The organism is Zhouia spongiae, from assembly GCF_022760175.1.
Taxonomy (GTDB): Bacteria; Bacteroidota; Bacteroidia; order Flavobacteriales; family Flavobacteriaceae; genus Zhouia; species Zhouia spongiae.
The window spans coordinates 748,924-768,306 of record NZ_CP094326.1; the positions used below are offsets into that span (position 1 = coordinate 748,924).

Here is a 19,383-nt window from a genome sequence, read left to right on the forward strand (position 1 = left end):
CGATTAAACTTTGTTACCGTTCATTATGACCCTTCCCTTCAAAAATTTTCGGTTTAGCTTTTTCGATCCTTGATGTTCTGGTCTTGGATTGCTTGGCTCCAGAAAAGTGAAGTAAATATCCTCTTTGCCTGCCTGGTGTTAGTTCGTAGAATGCTTTTTCAAATTCTGGTTCTGCATCAAAGGCATCTCTTAGTTCGTCCACCAATTCAAAATCAGATGTTTTTTTCATTTCGACTTCCAGACCTGCTTTTTCAACCTCGATGGCCTCGAAGATATACTCTTTAATAATCTTCCTTTGCTCCTCGATTTCTTCTAAATTCTTAAAACGAAGCTGTCGGGCAGCCTGGACATTTTCCGTCTGTTGAACCAAAATATTCTCGGTGTCCTTTAAAAGAGCACCTTTGTGGAATAGCAATGCGCAATACTCCTTGAACCCGTGAATGAGTACGATGTTGGAATCCTTGAAGGTATAGCAGGGATGCATCCACTTAAAATCCTCATCGAGTCCGCAGTCCAGACAAATTTTCCGTAGCAGTTTTGATTCCTCTTTCCATTTCTTGGCTTTTTCAATATATCGGTCAACTTTTTCCATAGTTAGGTTGATTTTTGTAATGAAACAATTGTCCTGCTGTCTGGCCTAAAATACCAAGATAGGATGGTTACGAGCAACAGCACAAGTGATGGCAAAGCCTCCGTAAAGGGTTCCCCGTTTGCAAAGTGTGAGACCGCGGCACCGGACATCGCAAAGAAAAAGCCAGCATAGGCCCATTCTTTAAGAAGCGAATATTTGGGTATCAAGATCGCGATGACCCCTAATATCTTCCAGATTCCCAAAACTGGTAATATGTACTTCGGGTATCCTAAATTCTGGATTATTTCGATATATCCGCCTATCTGAAGAAATTGTTGAACGCCACCAGCGGTCATTCCGAAGGCAAGGAAACCAGTTACTATCCAGTAGATTATTTTGTTCCGTTTTTTCATATGCCAATGTTCATTCTGATTTTAATATTTCCTCCATTCGATTGTGCGCCATATTGAGTCCCTGCTTAAATGGAAGCTTTAGGTTTTGGTCTCTGTGGTTTACGGATTGATAGATAACTTGTTGCTGTAGTTTGCTGGTAGTTTCTGTCAATTTCTCGAATTCGTAAATTTCAAGTTGAACGCCAAAAGGCATATTTTCCATTTCAAAAGTCCTTATGATTTTTTGATTTGTTATGAAGTCGTGTATCGAACCATTGAATCTGATTTTGTTGCCTTTAGAGTCAGTAGTTAAAAATTGGTAGCTTCCGTGTTTTTGGAAGTCGAACTGCAACACTTTGGTACCCATCCACTGCTCGATGAACTCTGGTTCGGTATATGCTTTAAATAGAAGTTCTACTGGTAGATCAAAGTCTCTTGTAATTAAAATCTCTTGCTTGCCTTCTTCAGCTATTACATTTGTTTTTTGTTCCATATTTATTTTGGTTGGTGTTTTTTCATTACTTCTTCAAGTTTATTAAATCTGTCGTCCCACAACTTTCTGAAAGGTTCAATGAATTCCGCTATTGCCTTCATTCTGTTTGGGTTGAGTTGATAATAAATTTCCCTGCCTTTCTGTTCCTGTTCTAAAATCTCACATTCAGTAAGGATCTGTATATGCTTAGAAATGGTTTGTCTGGAATAGTCAAAATTTTCGGCAATGGCAGATGGTGTCATCGCATTGGCGGCCACCAAAGTGATGATCGCCCTTCTTGTAGGGTCGGCAATGGCCTGGAAAACATCTCGTCTCAATTTCATTACGCAGTTATTTGACTGCAAATATAAACGCAGTTATTTGGTTGCGCAAATTTTTCAGCTTCAATTTGATTTTGGTTTTCTTAAATCAGCGATGAGAACCTTTGTCGCAAAAAACATCTCAGTTATTATTTCCTTTACACTTGAAACTACCTTGATAAATATTTCTTTCATAATTCTAATGTTATTATTAATGATAATATAATTGCGGCAATGAGCCCAGCGTGTGTATAATTTGAAATGTAACGCCTCTCATCTTCATTACTCAGAAACCCCAATTCCAATAGAACGGATGGCATAAAGTCCGTAGTTTCCCGAAGCACTTGAAAATTGGCAAACTTTACGCCTCTACTTTCAAATCCCAACTTCTCATTCAGGTCAGCTTGCAATTGAAAGCCAAACCAAGTTGCTTCATCCAAAAATCTCGAACTTTGATTGGACACATAGACTTCTACACCTCTTGCATCTGGATTATCGGAATGATTGCAATGTAGGGAAAGGAACAAATCTGCATTTAGACCTTTAGCCAGCTTGGCCCTATCACTTAAAGAAACTAAGGTATCGCTATAACGAGTTTGATAAATTTCCACAGTTTTATTGTGGTTTTTCTCGGCCAATTCCGAAATCGACCTTGCTATTTCCAAGGTTATACTCTTTTCCTTTAAGTTATTTACCCCAATCGCACCAGAATCATTTCCGCCGTGGCCAGGGTCAATTACGATAATTTTCTTTGCGTCCAAATCCTGCCCAAAAAGGATGCAACTTTTGAGAAGTAAAATCACAAAACTGACGTTTTTGAGCCACTTTTTCATTTTCAACTTTTAGGTTTTCAACAGTTCGGCTTCAAAATTCCATAGAATTTGATGCCAAATAACAGCAACGAAAACCAAACAATATCAAATAATATTTTATTCACATATATTTGATTTACAGTTATTTATGTTCAAATATATGTAAATTTCCCATAACGAAAATGAACCAAAATTTTAAACCCACTCGTTATGAAAAAAACATATTATTTGGCAGGCGTTCTTTCGCTCTTATCCACTTCGCTTTTTGCACAAATTGGTGGTATTGAAGATTCTGTCAACGATGTTTCCGACACCATCCGAACTATTTTCCCAATTATATTGGGTGTCATCTTTCTAATAGGTTTCCTGTTTAATGCAGGTCACTTCTTTGGTGAAAACGCAGACCTTAAAAAAGGGATTACCCGTGTATTGGTCTTTGTGCTAATTGCTGGTGCAGTCGTTGGAATCTTCACCTATCTAATAGGCATTGTAGTATAAGATGAAACGGTATGAAGTCTATAGAAATATGCGGAAACGTGCGGTCATCTTTGGCTTGCCCCTTTCCCTGTTTGCCTTGATGATGGTATCCATTTTGGCATCACTGCTCATTATCATCTTTTCCTTCAGCTTTGGCATTATCATCGGTTTAATGGTCTTTAATGGTAGTCTATATGTCGCTTTGACGAGAATCGCCAAAAGTCCTCAAATGTTTCAAGTGGGTAATCCCTTTCCAAAAATCATCAGCAACAAGCGTAATTCAGGTTTCGATTATGAATAAGATGAACCTGTCGGCATATCAACCCATTGCGGATATTCAGGATAATATCGTCTTTGCCAATAATGGTAATGTGGTGTTGTGCTATAAAGGGAATCTGCCTGAAATCTATTCCTTATCTGAAAGGGATTTTGAAGACATCCACGGTGCCTGGTTTCAGGCATTGAAATCATTACCAGTCGGGACGGTTGTCCATAAGCAGGATATCTACTTAAAGAAGTCCTATTCCTCAGAGCAACTGCCCAGCGAATCCTTTTTAGAAAAAGCTACCCATAACCATTTTAAAGGTCGAGGGTACATTGAGCACCAATGCTATCTATTCTTCATCCTGACCAAAAACAAGGCACTCAACAATCCAAAATATGTCAATCCATTCCGTAAGGTTTCCAAAGGGATTGTTCAGCAGATGGATGATAATATCAAGGTATTCGCCAATGCGGTAAGTGATTCGGTATCGTTCATCAACAACAGCCGAAAGATGCATTTTGTTCCGCTTCAAGCGGAAGAAATACAGCAGCTCACCACCAACTATTTCAACGGATTCAGCGAGGGATTTGATACCGATATCTTACTGGAAAAAAAGAACGTCACCATTGGTGACAATCATTTTAATGCCCTGGCCGTCAACAGCGAACTGTGCTTTGGCGAAAGTGTGCAGAGTAGCAAGACCAATGAGAAATTCACTTCTGACGATTTTGTGTTTCATCAAGGGTTTATTGATGGCTTAGGGCTTACGCTGAATGAGAACCATATTGTCAACCAGATCCTGTATCTGGATGACAAACAGAAATGGCGCAAACTACTCGATAAGAAAATCGAAGAACTGAACAAAAGTTCAAACTTCGGTTCGCAGAATAAAGTGGTGTTGGGTAAAATTCAGCACATACTTGACCAAATCAATGCCGACGATAATGCGCGGATAATTCGTGGTCATTTGAATGTAGTCTATTGGGCAAATGACAAAAAAAGTCTCGATTCAATTACCTCAAAAATCAAGACCGAGTTTAAGGAATTGGATATCATCCCTTACTATCCGAGAGGTGAAGAACGAAAAAATTACATTCTAAATAGTTTCTGCTGTTTCTCTTCCAACTTCTCAAACAATGATTTATATGTAACGGATTTAAAGCACGCGCTGTGTCTACTCATCAACAATACAAATTACAAATCCGATGCTACCGGAATCATCTTTAATGATAGAGAACATAACGTTCCTGTATTAAAGGATGTATGGGATGAACGCAAAAAGCGCATTAAGGCAAGAAACTTTGCCATTTTCGCCCCAACAGGTGAAGGCAAATCCTTTTTGGCCAATAACATCCTGCGCCAATATTTTGAAAGTGGTGTTCGCCTGGTCATCATCGACTTAGGTGGTTCGTACACCAAATTCGCCAAGCTCTATCCTGAAAAGTACACTGTACTTCGATATGAAAGTGGAAAGAATTTGGGTATCAATCCATTCTTCATAAGCGATAAAAATGACCTCACACCAGAACGCCTTGAAGACTTATCGGTGTTCTTGTTTGAACTGTTCGCTTCAGATTTAAAAGTGACGAAAGCACAATCCGTTTCGGTCAAAAAAATACTGCGTCATTATTACGATAGCACTTCGGAAAATCATTCGCTCGAAGGTTTCTACAATTTTATAGAAAGGCATCAGAAAGATATTCTGAACGACCTTAAAATCCATCCCGACTACTTTAATGTAACGAGCTTCTTGCACGTAATGTCAGAGTATGTCGGCGATGGTCTATACAGCTTTCTGTTCGAGGTGAGCGAAGACCAGACTTACAAAATCGAGGATAAGCGATTGATTGTTTTTGAGCTGGATGAAGTAAAGGACAACAAGGAAATCCTTTCCGTGATGCTTAAACTTATTAAGTCAGCTATCCAAAGAACCATCTGGCGAAATCGGGCTGAAAAAGGCATCATACTCTTCGATGAGTTCGCCAAGCAATTGAAGTTTGACAACGTATTGGAAAGTGTAGAGTTCTACTATCAAGCCATCCGTAAACAGAATGGTGCCATCGGTATCATTTTGCAGTCCATCAATCAGCTGCCGAACAATTCCACATCGGCCAGTATTCTGGAAAATACACAGGTCATTTACAGCTTAAACAATGAAAAGGGTTATGATGAATTGGTCAAACGCCTCAACCTTTCCAGCCACGACCTGAACCAGTTAAAGTCTATCAAGAACAATCTTTCCGGACCACGGAAGTACACCGAAATGTTTATCAAAATTGGTAAGGAAAGCAACATCTTCCGGTTGGAAGTTCCAAAGGAAGTTTATGCAGCCTACTTAACGGATGGAAAGGAAAATGAGGAAATAATGAAGCTCTATAACGAGCATCAGGATATGGAAAAAGCAATCATTCAATTCACATCAAAAACATAATGCTATGAAAACAAAAATCAAATCAATTCTATTTGGGTTGGCTATGACAGCAGCCCTTTTAATGCCCAGCGGTGCAACCGCTCAGGGAATGCCAGTTTATGACAATACCAACTTCATCAGCTTGGTAAAACAGCTATTGGAATCCGGTAAGCAGACGGCGGAAATGATTAAGTCCGTGAAGTTCTTGAAGGATGCCAAAGAAGCTATTGAGAAAGTATCGAGCGTTGTCCAACAGTTAAGAGCCGTTGAGGAAATCGCAGATAATAATCAACGCCTCATCAATGTAATGCAGAATGACCTTCAGGATATTCTCAATTCGCCCTATATCAAACCCGAGGAAATTGACAGGGTTATGGGCTCTTTCGAAACCATTGTACAAAATTCACTGGACACGGTGGATTTTATAGATGAAGTCCTGTCCAGCGATTACTTAAAAATGAGTGATGCCGAACGTGCCGAAATACTGAAAGCAAAAGAACTGGAATCGAAGCAGATGGTATCCAATATCACTATGAAAACAAAACGCTATCGTGATATTATTTCTTTCAGAAAAATGCAGGATAAAGTCAATAATCGAGAAACAGGATATTAAAAATGACCGCGACCATCATTTTAGGAATTGGCTTGGAATATGTAGATACGGTGTTCCAGACCATACAGGCCAGCGACTTTTCGCAATATACCATTGCCGGAATGAAAACGCTCGCTGTCCTATTTTTCTTGGTCAATATTCTTAAAAAATACAACGAAGGCGTTGCCGATAAAGACGGCTACACTTGGGGATTGAGTCCGGGTGAATTGGCAAAGAATTTTGCCATCGTTCTTTTGGTCATATTCTCAACGCAGGTATTAGGGTTTTTCGATGGGATTTTAGTGGCCATCGAAGGACAGTATCGAGGAACTGCACCCGCGTTGCTGCCCTTACAGATGCAGGATATACCATTAGAGGAAGATGTAAGTCTTTTTGATGCGGCAAGTTCGGCAATGACACTTTTGTATGAGGCGTTGGTAACACCATTGTTTGGGTTCAAAATTTTGGCCTTCATATTAAGTACCATACTCTGGATATTGGACTTGTTCATCTATCCGCTATTCTTGGCAGAGCGTTTTTTCCTTTTGGGAATAATGCAAGCCTTTTTTCCTTTGGTCATTAGCCTTGCCGTATTTGAAAAGTTTCGCTCGCTCGCCTATACCTTCTTTAAATTGTACGCTGCCGTTTATATGCTCGTGCCAGCATTTTTTCTTGTCAATGTATTTGTCAATGCCATTTATACCGAAATCAACACCAATTTCTGGGTCAACCTATTCGGAACTGACACGGGCCAGGGCTTTTTTGCACCTGTAGTACAATTAGGCTCAGTAGGGTTTATCGTGTTCCTGAAATTCAAACTATATCGCCGTGCCACCTCGTTTACCCTCAGATTGTTTACCAACTAATTCCATTCAGAATGAAAACACCTTACAAAAACATATACAACGTTCTAAAACTAAATCGGTTTATTGTTTTGGCTGTTGTAGTTTGTTCGTTACTGTCCAGCAGCTTTGCTATTTGGATGGCTTTTAAAACCAAACAGGATTCACTCAACAGCGCGTTTGCAATCAATACTGATGGCACAATTATTCCGCTCAAGCTCGTTACCCAAAAAGAGAATTTCAAGGTGGAAGCATTGGCCCACCTGCAACTGTTTCACACGTATTTCTACAATATTGATGCGAGCAATTATGAGCGCAATCTGGAAAAGGCTCTTTGGCTGGCCAACAGCTCAGTGGATAATCTCTACCGTCAGAAAAAGGCTGATGGTGTTTATAACCGATTGTTGCAGTATTCATTGGTTCAAAAGGTGCTAAGTATCGATTCCCAAGTTGAGCAACAAAACGGAAGCTACGTCTTCCGAACCGTTACCATTTTCGAAATTAACCGTGGATCCGTCATTGACACTTACGAATTGGTATCTACTGGAAACTTGATTATGGTAGACCGAAACTTTCCCAACAATCCACACGGATTACTGATTACCAATTATTTTGAAAACACTTTAAAAAAGATTAACGATGAAAGTTGAAAAGAATAAAATCATTTTTGCTGGCGTACTTGCCATCATTTTCCTCTTCCTCATTTCCTATTCAGTGATGCTTATGGAAGATGAGGACAATGATGAAGACACCTTGCAACAGACGCTTGTTCCTGAACTGGAAGATGACCAAAAGGAATACGATTCCAAACTCGATGCCATAAACGACCTCAAGGAAGTGCGTGAAAGCACCGCACCGAGCATCTACGATGAAAAGCTCTTGGATTCTACGGGACTGTATAATCCCGATTTGCCCGAACAAAAAAAGCAACGCATTGTGGATAGCATTTACAAGGCTGGCAAGATAAAGTATTCCGAAAAACGCTACCAAAATTTGGGACATAAGCGAGTTGTACAACAAACAGCACCAAAGGTGGATTCTGCTGAAGTTAAAAGAGAACAAAAAATTGAAGCCAAGGAATTGGGCCTGGAACATCAACTATTCTTTGCAGCTTCACCTAAACCCAATGAAGTTTCAATTATCGGCAATACTGATGAAACGATTTATGTGGTCGTAGATGGTGACCAAATTGTTCAAGCAAATACCCGATTACGGATGCGCCTAACCAAATCGGCAACTATCAATGGTAAACTGATGCCAAAGAACACACCAGTTTTCGGCTTTATTAGTTTTCAGCCTAATCGTGCCTTGATTGAGATTGAAAACATTAAGCACCATCCGACCAAACTAAAAGCCTTCGATTTACAAGACGGTAGTGAGGGCATCTATGTCGAAAACAACTTTAGGGAAGAGGTAACCAGAGAGGTATATGATGATGTTATTGGTGATATTAATATTCCCAGCGTACCACAAGTCGGCGGACTTACACAAGTATTCAGGCGTTCTAACCGAAGGGTGAAAGTAACCGTCCTGAACAATTACAGATTAATTCTAAAACCAAAGTTATGAGAGTGATAATTTCCATATTGACCATATTTATTTTCGCTTTCGCGAAAGCGCAGACCACTATAAAATTAGATACCATTTATGCAAACGACACCAAGAATGTTGCGTTATTCTTCCCAGAACCTATTCGGCAAGGTATAACTGGTTCAGATAATTTTGTCTTTACCTACAACCGTGAGAAAGAACAGTATTTCGGCTTGTTGCAAGCCAAGCCAGGAAAGGAAAGTAATTTGCTGGTAGTCAACCGAAATGGTTCGATTTTTTCGTATATTGTAAGGTATAAAAAACAGCTTTCTAAGCTCAATTATTTTATTCCGATATCAAGTAGTATCGGGAATGAAAAACCGATTGCAACCGATTCAATTCTTGCTGAATCTTCTGAAGTACGGATAGACAACAGAACATATCATTACCAAAAATTCTGCTCGTATCTTCTCAATAGGAAACAGCGTATAGGTCGAATCAAAAAGCGAAATGAAGGAATTGTTGTAAGTGTTGAGAATATCGTTTTTGATAAAAAAGAACTGTACTTCGTCATCCAGATTGAGAACAATTCTACATTGGATTACGATTTGAATTTCTTGAACCTTTCGATTGAAACACGACAAAAAGGAAAAAGGAAATCGTTACAACGTTTGTATCAAGAGCCGATTTACAAACATAATCTGCCTTCAAAGATTGTAGAAGGTGAAACGGTACGGCTTGTTTATGTATTGCCAAAATTTTCATTATCCAATGACCGTAGGGCAATTTTAGAACTGAATGAAAAGGATGGTGAACGAAATATTGAAATGAAGCTATCGCACCGATATATCAATAACCCAAATTAAAGTCATTATGAAAAATATTGTTGTTTTATTGCTCGTACTGCTGTTCCTTTCGTGTGCTGATTCCACAACTAAAGTTTCAGGACCAAGTGCTACAGCCCAAGTTGTTATCGAAAGCTTTTATGAAAAGGATAAAGAAGCCTTAAAGGCCAACTCGACACCACAGGCGTATTCAAACTATATGAATACTATAAATATGTTCAACGCTACGCCAAAAGATGATTCCAAGTTTACTGTTTTGCAGGACACCATTATGGGCGATGTGGCTTGGGTAAAATATACTACGGCTTACGATAAAACACCAGGTCTCTTTAAGCTGGTTAAGCAAAACGGTAAGTGGCTGGCAGATGCCAGAGGTTCAAAAGACAAATCGCCTTTTTGAAAAGCGTATTTATTTATTTTTATCGAGATTGATTTCCCAATAGCCTCTTGTATCGCCGTGGCGCTCTAAAAAACCTTTATTCTTAATAGCTGTAATATGCTTACCAACGGCAGATTCGTTAATACTTAAAGCTTCAGCTATTTCATTATATGTGATAGAAGGATTTGCAGCTATAAGTTTAAGTACCTCTTTTTGTCTTTTGGTAAGTATAGTTGCGGCATCAATTGCAGCATCTGTTACACCACCTATTACACCACCTATTACACCACCTTTTTGACCACCTACTTGACCATCTTCATCAATAGTAGTCTCTTTAGCTACAAATGTCATTCTAAGAAAGTTATCAGAAAAGCTAAAACTCTCTTTGCCATAGTGTTCCAAAATACGAGGAATACCAGACCCCAGTTGCTCTACCAGTTCCAAATCCTTGAAAATACGCATCAGTTCTTTATTGCGCGGTACAGAAAAACCCTCAAAAAACTCTTGTTTGCTCAAACCTTCTGGAAGTCCGCCAGCTGATGTAATTTCTATCCTGTCCGCAAAGATTTCAAACTTTGGGGTAATCTCGTTCGTATAGTCATTATGCACAAAAGCATTGATGATGGCTTCTCGTAGGGCAATGGGATTCCAAAGATTGGTCTGTTGCCGTTCTTTGGCGGTTATCTTTGTGTTGGTTCTATTCTCTACTGCAATCTTATCAATCACCTGCTTAGTCGCTTTTACCAAGCATTCGTGACCATATTCGTTGCTTTCAATGAGGTCTGTTCGGGTCTTGCCTGAATACTTGGCCACTTTAATAGAGGTATTGTTCTTATCGGCCAAAAGATAGCCGGCGTAATTGAATGCGCCATCCTCGGTAAGCAGTTCCAGGTTCTTTGCAAAGGCTTTGCCCAAATTATAGCCAGCTTCTTCGTAGTAGATTTTCAACTGGCCAAAGCTTAAGTCCTGCCTACCAGCTTTAATTTTGCTAATGGAATTTCGGGTACGCTTGGCAAAGAGCTCGTCTATCATTTTTTGGGACATCGGTTCTGCAGATGAACCCATACGGATAAAACACCCCTTTTCGCTCATCCCATATTTTTTGAGATGATAGGGTTTTTCGGGACCGCTTGCTATTATGATTTTAAGGATATCCTTGCATTCTCGTTCTTCACTAACAATGTCAAACAGACCCAATGCGGAAGGTCGGATGTTGTTCTTTAGCCTATCCTTAATTTTAAGTTGGTCGCCATCCGAATCTACCAAACCGTAAACATTCTCGTTTTTGTCAATACCGATATAGAGAATGCCACCCTCACGATAGTTCAAAAAAGCAATAACCTCTTTTTCAAGCCCATCGGACAGTACTCGTTTGTATTCTATACGGTTTGTTTCTGGCATTTTAGTAACAGTGTGTCTTTAAAGTTTTGTAGGCACATAAAATTATGCTACATTTTCTTCTAAAATCAAATTTAAAAATGAGGTCGGCTGTAAAAAATAATTCGGATTTTCCTCTAACTTTTCTTTGATAAGGATAAGACCTCCATTTGTGTATGATTCCATTGTTTTCAGAATTAATTTGATTGCTTGATCTTCATCAAGTTCCCCCTTCTCTAAGTCTATCAAGTTTATATCTGTTTTTGCGATTAATGCAATAAACATATTCTCTTGTAAGTTGGTAAAGTCTTTACGAATAGCGGAACTTTTGCTCCCCCAATGCTGAATATGATGGCTAAAGTCTGTTTTCTTTTCATTATCAGGAATTGGACTATATTCATCGTTGTAGAGACCTAGAAAAAAGGCATAGGTATATAGTTCGTAGTTAGTACTGAAATGCTTCCCAAAATTAATCTTCTTTTCACCCTCGGCTCCAAACTTTTGAGAAAGTGAAGCAAACAAGTCCTTATGTACCTCACTGTATTTTGGAATTTTAGTTTTCCATTTTTCAAATAAATTATTCATCCTATAGTGTAATTACTTGTGTGTTAATTGTCTTCAAATTATTTGGATCAAAAGGCCTCTCTAGTTTTACCCAAAAAGCTTTATCTCTTCTAACATTCTCAAATTCATTTTTGATTGAAAGTGCTTTGGTCGTTTTATCATTATTTAGAAAATCTTTAATGAGCAATATTTTTTGGTTCTCGGTTTCAAAAATTAAGTTCAAGAACTGTGCAGTTTTGTTTTCCCCAAATGATGATGTAGGTGCATCAAAAATCATCGGAAAATTTTCTTCTTTTGTTTCAGTAGCCAATTCTGAAATAGCAAAAAGAATTGAGATGTGCATTGAAGTTAGCAGCGATTGATTTGGTTTATAAAAAACTCTTCCATCCTCTTGCAACTCGACTTCGACTATTGTTCGACTAATCTTATTTCGTCTTGTGAACACAATTGTTCCGGTGAACGCATCGATGTTAATTTTTTTGAAAAAGTGATTTGACTTTGATTGTAGCTTCTCAATAAACTCATCAAACTTTTTCTCTTTGGTATCTAAAAAGATTGTTTCAATATCTCGTAATATATTTCTTGTCTTAATCAAGAATGAATTAGCAGAGTCAGTATCAATTTTATCTTTTTCCTCCTTTTTTATTTTCAGTTGAGCTTCAAGCTTTTCGTATTCAGATGTATATCTAAGTTGTTCCCTGTTACGGTTTTTTAAATCATCTTGCCAAGCATTATAATTTTTAAGTACATCTATTAATTTTTCTTCAGCGACGCTAGAATTACCCAAAATTCTTTCTCTTTCTGATTTTTCCTTTTCTAACTGCTCATTAAGTTCTTCAATCTCTTTTTTCCTGTCATTATTAAACTCAAAGAGTTCTTTAATATTAGTTCTAATAGATCGTAGATTTTTCAAATTGTCTTCGTGACTAATGCTCAAATTCTCCAGCCTATTAGTATAATCTAGCTTAAAAAGTTGCTCATACTCTTCGTCATCAGTTTCATTAGCAACTTGACTTTCTAGATAAGTTTTTAATCTTTCCATCATAAATTCATAGGCGTCAGAACCCTTTTTTGCTTCACGGTTACATACTTTGCATATTTGATCGTTGAGCATCTCTTCCATATGGGCCTTTGAAGGTACTCCGGTAGGAAGTGGAACCGCATTATTAAGCAAATCTGCTTTTGCTTTTTTCTCACCTAGTTTAATTCCCTTTTCTTTGTCAAACTCAGATTGAAGTTCTCTGCGTTTTTTGCTATGTTCAGACACCTTTTCAGCAAATTCTTTATGGTACGGTTCGAAATTGACTAGAATCCAATTTTCATCAAACAGGGATGTGGTATAGTTTTCATCAATTCTACCGTTGAGAAAAGAAATTTTTTCTTCGATTTCTTTAATCCGTTTGTTCAAAGTTTCTAAAGCATCTGCATTTTTAACGTGACTTTCTGCTAATTGTAAGTTCCCTTCAATTTTCCTGATTTCATCATCCGTAGAATTTAAATGAACCTCGAATTTCGCTTTCTCTTTTTCAAGAAGTGAAATTTCTCCTTCAAGTTTCTTGTAAAGGTTTGCATTTTTCCTGTCAAGTTTGGCAGAATCCTCTACTGCTTTTTCGGCTTTTTCCCTGAGAAAAGCACCTTTTTCTGAATATTTATCGTAGTGCTTTGCTTCAGAAAATAAGTTGATTAGGTTAACTAGGGCATTGTCACTTTCAAAAATGTTCAAATCTGCTTCACCTTTGAACATAGAGTACTTTCGGATTTGAAAAGGAAATACCCTATCGAGAAGAGTTGTACCATCAACTTGACTTCGCTCACCCAAACTATTTTCTTCAATACCCTCGATCATAAAGCTTGACGTTGAACACTGATTTTCTTTCTCCTTTTTAGCAACAAAGGATCTTGTAATTATTTTGATATCGCCATACTGCTCAACAGTCATTGAAACCCTTACCCTGAAGCTTTCGCCAATTTCAGTTTCACTTAATTTCTTTGCAGAAACAAGTAATTCCAGATCTTCATTCTCGCCGTTGAATAACCAATCTACTGCTTCAAAAAATTTTGTTTTTCCTTCCCCGTTTTCGCCTAGAATTATATTCAACCCTTCCGACAACACAAAGGAATTAGTGTCATAATAACATAAGTAATTGTCTATTTGAATCTTTCTGATAATCATAAGGCCTCGTTTAGAAATTGTGTTACTTGATTCCTTAAAACTGAGTCCGTAACTTGTGCGGTGCCATCTAGTCCTTCAACTATTAAAGCAATTGCCTTTACAATCGGCTTGTCTGAATCTAGAGCTTCCCTTACCGTAGTTGGTAAATCTGTTTTATCAAGTTCGTACTTCGATTCAAGTAGGTCGTGGTTTAAAAAATTTTTGAGTATAGTATCTTTTCTTGCCATAAGAGTAATGTTATAAATCGTTCAGGTTTAAACTATAATAGTCTAAAATATTCTTTAGTGTTCCGTAGGTATCAGACTTATTCATCGCTAAATTGGCGAAGTCAACAACTCTCTCGAGTTCTTTCTTCACCAATCCTTTTTCCATCTCAAAAGTATTTTCTTCAGAGCCAATCTCTGGGACTACTACTAAATCGTGAATTATTGCGTGGGTTTTATCATCGTGTAAACGTAAAACTCTTCCTCTGCGTTGAATAAATTGTCTTGGATTTCCTGTGCTAGCACAAAATATCGCTAACTCTGAGCGTGGAACATCTACACCTTCATCCAAACACTTCATTGATGTTAATACGTGAGTACTACCAGATTCAAAACTCTTCAGTATGTCTTCACGATTAATAGAGTTAGAAGTGAATTGCTTTACCATTATAGAATCGTCGGTTTGACTAACAGCTTTTGTATACTCATTTATCAACCTGTTTTCCTCATCTGTTTCAATACTAAAATCCGCATTTTCAAAATTTGATTCTACTCCTTCTGGGACATAAACCAACGTATATTTTAGATTTCCACGCTCATCATATTCGTTGTTAAGGATTTTTTTAAAAGCATCCAATTTATTGGCTGCTTTGTGGATAATGCGTTTTCTTTGAAGAAGCAATCTCTCAATTTCCGGACTGCTTTTGAATGCCCCCGTTTCTTTGTCAAACATTCCCATTCGCAATAATTGAAGGGATAATTTCCTATACTCCTCCAATTCCCGAGCCGTAAGTTTAACCACGTGCGGGTAATAAGTATAACTGCACAACCATCCTATTTGTAGGGCTTCTTCCATAGAATATGAAACTATATAAGGCGGTTCGTCATTAAAAAATTCTTGAATGGCTTGGTTTCCAAGTTCATCAAACTTTCTATGCGGTGTGGCAGACAGTCCTATCCTCTTCTCTAAATGTACAGTTGGTAAAATTCTCAGAAGGCCTTGTGAACCCAGGTTATGGGCCTCGTCTGCTATTAAGATAGTATCATTAGGAAGTTGGGTAAAATAGCTCTGAAACTTCTTTCTCGGCAAGGAAGCGTATGTAACAATGACAACAAAGGATGTTTCAATAAGTTTTGATGCTGTGTTGAAGAAAGCAAGGTTATTGTCCCAATTTTCCTTAGAGCTTACAGTAATAATATTTTTGAAGTTAAACTTGGTACATTCCTTTTTCCACTGCTCTACTAACGCAGTAGTGGGCACTGTTATAATGGCTCTATAGACATTTGTTCTTTTGTATTCATTCAAAAGGCAGTTAAGAGAAGTGATTGTTTTTCCTGTCCCTGTTGCCATTGCAAAAACCCCTTTGTGATTATTCGAAACCCATTCATTATATGCATTAATCTGGTATTCTCTAGGACCTTCTTTATAAGGAAATTTAGGTGTTCTGCGAATGATGTCGATTTGATTGAAAAGTTTTGTAATCGTTTTTTTTAGTTTAGGATTTGAGATGAGACTTTTTTTCTTTTTTAAGAGTTGTTCTTCTTGAACAAGTAGTTCGTTAATATCTTTTTTACCAAACTTATCCTTAAGTACAACTTCTATCTCGTCCACAGGAATATACTCTACGTCTTCATCCTTTTCAGAAAAATAAGCATCAATCAATTTCCGTTGTTTTTTTATCAAGGTGTTTGATCTGCCATTTTCCCAACTTAGAAAGGCTTCTAGTTCCTCTAAATTTTCTGATAATCCATAAAGGGTGAAATTGCAGGATGCCTTATAACCTACCGAATCTTGTCCATCACTAAAAACTCCAGATTTGTAATGGGCTATTCCTTTTCCATTTTTTGGTTTAATCACTTTGATTTCAATTCGTTTTTCAGAAATGAGATAAGTTAGACACTCAAAAAAATGAGTATCATATTCATCCAAAACTTTTCCCAAGGAAACAACATCCATTAAATCAAAAACCTTACTTTGAGGTTCATTATTTGCGTTTGTAATCGCTTCTTTGTCTTTTGAGGAAAGCAAATGGTTTATAACCATTTTCATCTTACCGCCCTTACTGATGAAGGTGGCAAAACCAACGGAAAGCAGGTTGATGGCAGAAGAACTGAAATAGCCTAACAATAAGCTAAACTGATTGCTATTGGCCAACCCGTCTAAATAAAATTGAAGCGGTTCATTTTCCGAACCTGTTTTATAATCTCGATCTTTTGACCATTCGCAGTCTTTAAGCATATTTTGATTGAGGTTCAGTTAGTTTTCTTATGGTCTCAACAACTAGTTCTACATCTTCAATTGTGTTATATTTTCCTAATGAAAAACGTAATGAAGCAAGTGCATCATCATTACTAAGTCCCATCGATTTGAGAACGTGAGAAGGCTCGAAAATAGCTGATGAACAAGCCGAACCATTTGATACCGCAATGTTCCTCATTCTACCAATTAGCACATTAGCATCTTGTTCTTTGAAGCATATATTAGTTGTATTATAAATTCTTTTAATTGAATCGCCATTCAAAGCTGTATTGGGCATTCTTAACAATTCATATTCCAGTTTATCTCTCAATTCAGAAATGATTGTTCTATCGTCATTCATTTCAAGGCTAGAAATTTCACAGGCTTTCGCTAATGCAACAATTCCAGGTACATTGAGTGTCCCACTTCTTAAACCTGTTTCTTGGCCGCCACCGTGTGTTTGGGGTGTAATATTTACTCGTTTATCATTCTTTCTTATGAATAAAGCACCGACTCCTTTTGGGGCATACATCTTATGTCCACTGAAACAAAGTAAGTCTATATCTAATTCCTTAACATCAACTGCAATTTTCCCCACTGCCTGAGTAGCATCTGTCATAAACAGAGCTCCTTTTTGGTGGGTTATCTCAGCAAATTTTTTGATTGGTTGAATCACTCCTGTCTCGTTATTAACATACATAACAGAAACAAGTATAGTATCAGGTCTGATTGAGCTTTCCAAGAGCTCCAAACTCAACAAGCCATTTTCTTCAACTGGCAAATATGTCACCTCAAAACCTTTTCTTTCCAAATCCCCACAAGTGTCTAAAACTGCTTTATGTTCGGTTGAAACTGTGATAATATGTTTTCCCTTGTCTTTGTAACTCTCCGCTACTCCTTTGATTGAGAGGTTAATTGCTTCCGTGGCTCCACTTGTGAAGACAACTTCATTAGGTTCCGATTTTATAAATCGAGCAATTTGGTTTCTGGCTTGCTTAACGTTTTCGCTTATTATTTGTCCGAAATGATGGGTGCTGCTTGAGTTGCCAAAATTATCTTTTAAATAAGGTAGCATTGCATCAACCACCCTTGGATCGATTGGGGTGGTGGAATTATAATCTAAGTATGATATGTTATGTTTTTGGCTCACTCGATTTCTTGTAAAACATTATCTAAATCCTGTTCATAGGAAATTTTAGAGGCATATCCTTCTTTCAACCTTTGCAATTCATTTCCTTGAATTAGTTGTCTATCATATAAGTATATCAATAGCAAATAAGTCAGTGAAGTGGAATTCATCAACATTTTCTTTGCTATAGGATTCCAGACAACATAATGCCAGGGTTTACTATCTATATTAAAATTGATATTATTAAATCTTTCTAAAATCTCATCAAAGGTCTTGTCTTCCCTTTTATAAATTGTTAAGCACGCTTTGATAAATGGAATAAGACCAATTGGACGGAAAAGAAGATTTCCTCCTGTTTCACTGCTTCTAAAAGATGCAGCGGCATTAACTTCTAAGTTTAGGTAATCTGATATAAATGAAAGATTATTTTTAAACGCATCCCAATATTGAATACAAAAAGCTTTAAACTCTTCTATTTCATCATCAGAGGGTCTAAATTTTAGATATTCAGCAACCTTACTTTTAGTTGGTTTTTTATTGAATTTGTTCTGGAAATAAACATTAAACAACTCAACATTAGCTTGATACAAGGTTATAATAGATGTTATGGCTTCTTTGTTGCTACTAGGTATGGCTTTCTGTTTTGCATAAACCACTCTTTTGTCGGTAAATAAATCATACTCTTCTAGCATATATCTAGTTACTATTGCTACCGAATCATCTTCGTCTAGCGCAATAATATCATCCAATTTCACCGGTTTTGCATATCGATTCAAAGTTGTAAATAACCTTCTGGTCCGTTGTTTTCCTTCTGGATCATTTTTATGACCAATAAAAATTGCAGCTATTTGATGAGTCTTAAATTCAGGGTTCTCTTTTAAGGCTGCCTTAATACCTTCTACTCGATGTTGGCCATCGACTGGAAAAATTTTATGATTACTTGGAAAATCCAGCAAGCCCATTTTATAGGTCTCCATATCATCATACTTAAACTCAATCTCTTGCCAATCGGGATAGTCGTCGTAAACTGCTAGCACAAGGGAATTGAAAAAAACAGAAGGTTGATTGAGAATATAACTTTTAATACTTATAAAATTGTTCGTAATACTTCTCTGAATCAAATCTTTCAGTGAATCTGATTTATGCAGCTGTTCATCAATTTTTGAGACATACTTACTCACTTGTTCAAAAGTCAGGGTAGTTACATAATAATCCCAATCTCCTATTTTCGATTTTAATGCTGGTATTTTCATTATTGGAATGCTTTTATTGCCTGTTTAACTTCAGTATCAGGAATTTCAGTATTCATTGGCAAGAGCAATGAGTTAATGAATTGATTTTCAATACTGATTACATCCTCGTTATCGTCTAATGGAAAGTAGGCCAAATGCAAGTCATTTTTCCAATAATTGAACATCCTTGTAAGTTTTGGTCTTTCATTACTCTTACTAAATTTCTGAAAATATTCTTTGACACGTTTTCGAAGATTTTGATTTTCAGTTATTTGAGCTCTGCCAACATACAACGGATACTCGGTTATTCCAGAAATTATTGTACATTTTACATAAAACATATAAAGCCCTCCTTTATCGTTTGGAACATCTTGAATACCATCATCAAAATCATCTGCGTTTTCATTCAGGTACTTTATTTTTATCCAATTCTCAAACTTTAAGTCAAAATCAGTGCAGGTAAATTTCTTCCACAATTCTCCGTGAAGTTTGTACTCGACTTTTCTTAACTCTACTTCTTCTCCTAATGAAAATGCGCTGCCTGTCATAATGCTAAAAA

At 37.3% G+C, this 19,383-nt stretch carries 22 protein-coding genes; 9 read left to right on the forward strand and 13 right to left on the reverse strand.

From position 1 onward, the window contains the following. Window positions 1–13: 13 nt before the first annotated feature. From MQE36_RS03270 to MQE36_RS03290, 5 genes are all read right to left on the reverse strand, one after another. Window positions 14–592, reverse strand: a complete 579-nt coding sequence (locus MQE36_RS03270) for a YdeI/OmpD-associated family protein (RefSeq protein ID WP_045802059.1) — start codon at window positions 590–592, stop codon at window positions 14–16. A gap of 2 nt (window positions 593–594) precedes the next feature. Beyond that, on the reverse strand, window positions 595–984 hold the full coding sequence (locus MQE36_RS03275; protein ID WP_242937748.1) for a DoxX family protein: 390 nt from the start codon (window positions 982–984) through the stop codon (window positions 595–597). A gap of 10 nt (window positions 985–994) precedes the next feature. Continuing rightward, window positions 995–1,456 carry an SRPBCC domain-containing protein gene (locus MQE36_RS03280; protein ID WP_045802057.1) on the reverse strand — a complete coding sequence of 154 codons (462 nt, stop codon included), beginning with the start codon at window positions 1,454–1,456 and terminating at the stop codon, window positions 995–997. Between the two features lie 2 nt (window positions 1,457–1,458). Further along, the gene (locus tag MQE36_RS03285; protein WP_045802056.1) at window positions 1,459–1,779 is read right to left on the reverse strand and encodes an ArsR/SmtB family transcription factor; all 321 of its coding nucleotides are present in this window, start codon (window positions 1,777–1,779) and stop codon (window positions 1,459–1,461) included. 167 nt (window positions 1,780–1,946) lie between these two features. After that, entirely contained in the window at window positions 1,947–2,588 is a 642-nt protein-coding gene (locus MQE36_RS03290) for an N-acetylmuramoyl-L-alanine amidase family protein (protein ID WP_045802055.1), read from the reverse strand. Window positions 2,589–2,777: 189 nt separating this feature from the next. Here MQE36_RS03290 and MQE36_RS03295 point away from each other — a divergent pair, with 189 nt between their 5' ends. Genes MQE36_RS03295 through MQE36_RS03335 form a run of 9 tightly spaced genes read left to right on the forward strand, consistent with a single transcriptional unit; the run spans window position 2,778 to window position 9,928 of the window. After that, window positions 2,778–3,065, forward strand: a complete 288-nt coding sequence (locus MQE36_RS03295) for a hypothetical protein (protein WP_045802054.1) — start codon at window positions 2,778–2,780, stop codon at window positions 3,063–3,065. Window position 3,066: 1 nt separating this feature from the next. Beyond that, window positions 3,067–3,345: a hypothetical protein gene (locus tag MQE36_RS03300; protein WP_045802053.1), complete on the forward strand. Its 279-nt coding sequence runs from the start codon at window positions 3,067–3,069 to the stop codon at window positions 3,343–3,345. Further along, the gene (locus MQE36_RS03305; protein ID WP_242937749.1) at window positions 3,338–5,740 is read left to right on the forward strand and encodes a TraG family conjugative transposon ATPase; all 2,403 of its coding nucleotides are present in this window, start codon (window positions 3,338–3,340) and stop codon (window positions 5,738–5,740) included. Before MQE36_RS03300 ends, MQE36_RS03305 begins: the two co-directional genes overlap by 8 nt. 4 nt (window positions 5,741–5,744) lie before the next feature. Next, window positions 5,745–6,332, forward strand: a complete 588-nt coding sequence (locus MQE36_RS03310) for a type IV secretion system protein (protein WP_242937750.1) — start codon at window positions 5,745–5,747, stop codon at window positions 6,330–6,332. 2 nt (window positions 6,333–6,334) lie between these two features. After that, window positions 6,335–7,177, forward strand: coding sequence for a hypothetical protein (locus MQE36_RS03315; protein ID WP_242937751.1), 843 nt, complete (start codon window positions 6,335–6,337; stop codon window positions 7,175–7,177). 11 nt (window positions 7,178–7,188) lie between these two features. Beyond that, window positions 7,189–7,803, forward strand: coding sequence for a conjugal transfer protein TraK (locus MQE36_RS03320; protein WP_242937752.1), 615 nt, complete (start codon window positions 7,189–7,191; stop codon window positions 7,801–7,803). Continuing rightward, window positions 7,793–8,722 (forward strand): conjugative transposon protein TraM, encoded by a 930-nt coding sequence (gene traM, locus MQE36_RS03325; RefSeq protein ID WP_242937753.1) that lies wholly within the window; start codon window positions 7,793–7,795, stop codon window positions 8,720–8,722. Before MQE36_RS03320 ends, traM begins: the two co-directional genes overlap by 11 nt. Further along, a complete protein-coding gene (locus MQE36_RS03330) occupies window positions 8,719–9,549 on the forward strand; it encodes a DUF4138 domain-containing protein (protein ID WP_242937754.1) in 831 nt (276 codons plus the stop codon). The genes traM and MQE36_RS03330 overlap by 4 nt, the downstream gene beginning before the upstream one ends. A gap of 7 nt (window positions 9,550–9,556) precedes the next feature. After that, on the forward strand, window positions 9,557–9,928 hold the full coding sequence (locus tag MQE36_RS03335; protein WP_242937755.1) for a hypothetical protein: 372 nt from the start codon (window positions 9,557–9,559) through the stop codon (window positions 9,926–9,928). A gap of 9 nt (window positions 9,929–9,937) precedes the next feature. Here the strand turns inward: MQE36_RS03335 and MQE36_RS03340 are convergent, their stop codons facing one another. The 8 genes from MQE36_RS03340 to MQE36_RS03375 are packed head-to-tail and all read right to left on the reverse strand — an operon-like array spanning window position 9,938 to window position 19,372. Further along, complete coding sequence (locus tag MQE36_RS03340; protein ID WP_242937756.1) at window positions 9,938–11,308, reverse strand: RNA-binding domain-containing protein; 1,371 nt, start codon at window positions 11,306–11,308, stop codon at window positions 9,938–9,940. Window positions 11,309–11,350: 42 nt separating this feature from the next. After that, complete coding sequence (locus tag MQE36_RS03345) at window positions 11,351–11,869, reverse strand: hypothetical protein (RefSeq protein WP_242937757.1); 519 nt, start codon at window positions 11,867–11,869, stop codon at window positions 11,351–11,353. Between the two features lies 1 nt (window position 11,870). Further along, a complete protein-coding gene (locus MQE36_RS03350) occupies window positions 11,871–14,021 on the reverse strand; it encodes an AAA family ATPase (protein ID WP_242937758.1) in 2,151 nt (716 codons plus the stop codon). Beyond that, window positions 14,018–14,248: a hypothetical protein gene (locus MQE36_RS03355; RefSeq protein WP_242937759.1), complete on the reverse strand. Its 231-nt coding sequence runs from the start codon at window positions 14,246–14,248 to the stop codon at window positions 14,018–14,020. The genes MQE36_RS03350 and MQE36_RS03355 overlap by 4 nt, the downstream gene beginning before the upstream one ends. Window positions 14,249–14,258: 10 nt before the next feature. Further along, window positions 14,259–16,463, reverse strand: a complete 2,205-nt coding sequence (locus MQE36_RS03360; protein WP_242937760.1) for a DEAD/DEAH box helicase family protein — start codon at window positions 16,461–16,463, stop codon at window positions 14,259–14,261. Continuing rightward, window positions 16,456–17,613, reverse strand: coding sequence for a cysteine desulfurase family protein (locus MQE36_RS03365; RefSeq protein WP_242937761.1), 1,158 nt, complete (start codon window positions 17,611–17,613; stop codon window positions 16,456–16,458). The genes MQE36_RS03360 and MQE36_RS03365 overlap by 8 nt, the downstream gene beginning before the upstream one ends. After that, window positions 17,610–18,845 (reverse strand): DNA sulfur modification protein DndB, encoded by a 1,236-nt coding sequence (locus MQE36_RS03370; RefSeq protein WP_242937762.1) that lies wholly within the window; start codon window positions 18,843–18,845, stop codon window positions 17,610–17,612. The genes MQE36_RS03365 and MQE36_RS03370 overlap by 4 nt, the downstream gene beginning before the upstream one ends. Continuing rightward, window positions 18,845–19,372, reverse strand: coding sequence for a GIY-YIG nuclease family protein (locus tag MQE36_RS03375; protein ID WP_242937763.1), 528 nt, complete (start codon window positions 19,370–19,372; stop codon window positions 18,845–18,847). Before MQE36_RS03375 ends, MQE36_RS03370 begins: the two co-directional genes overlap by 1 nt. Window positions 19,373–19,383 lie beyond the last annotated feature (11 nt).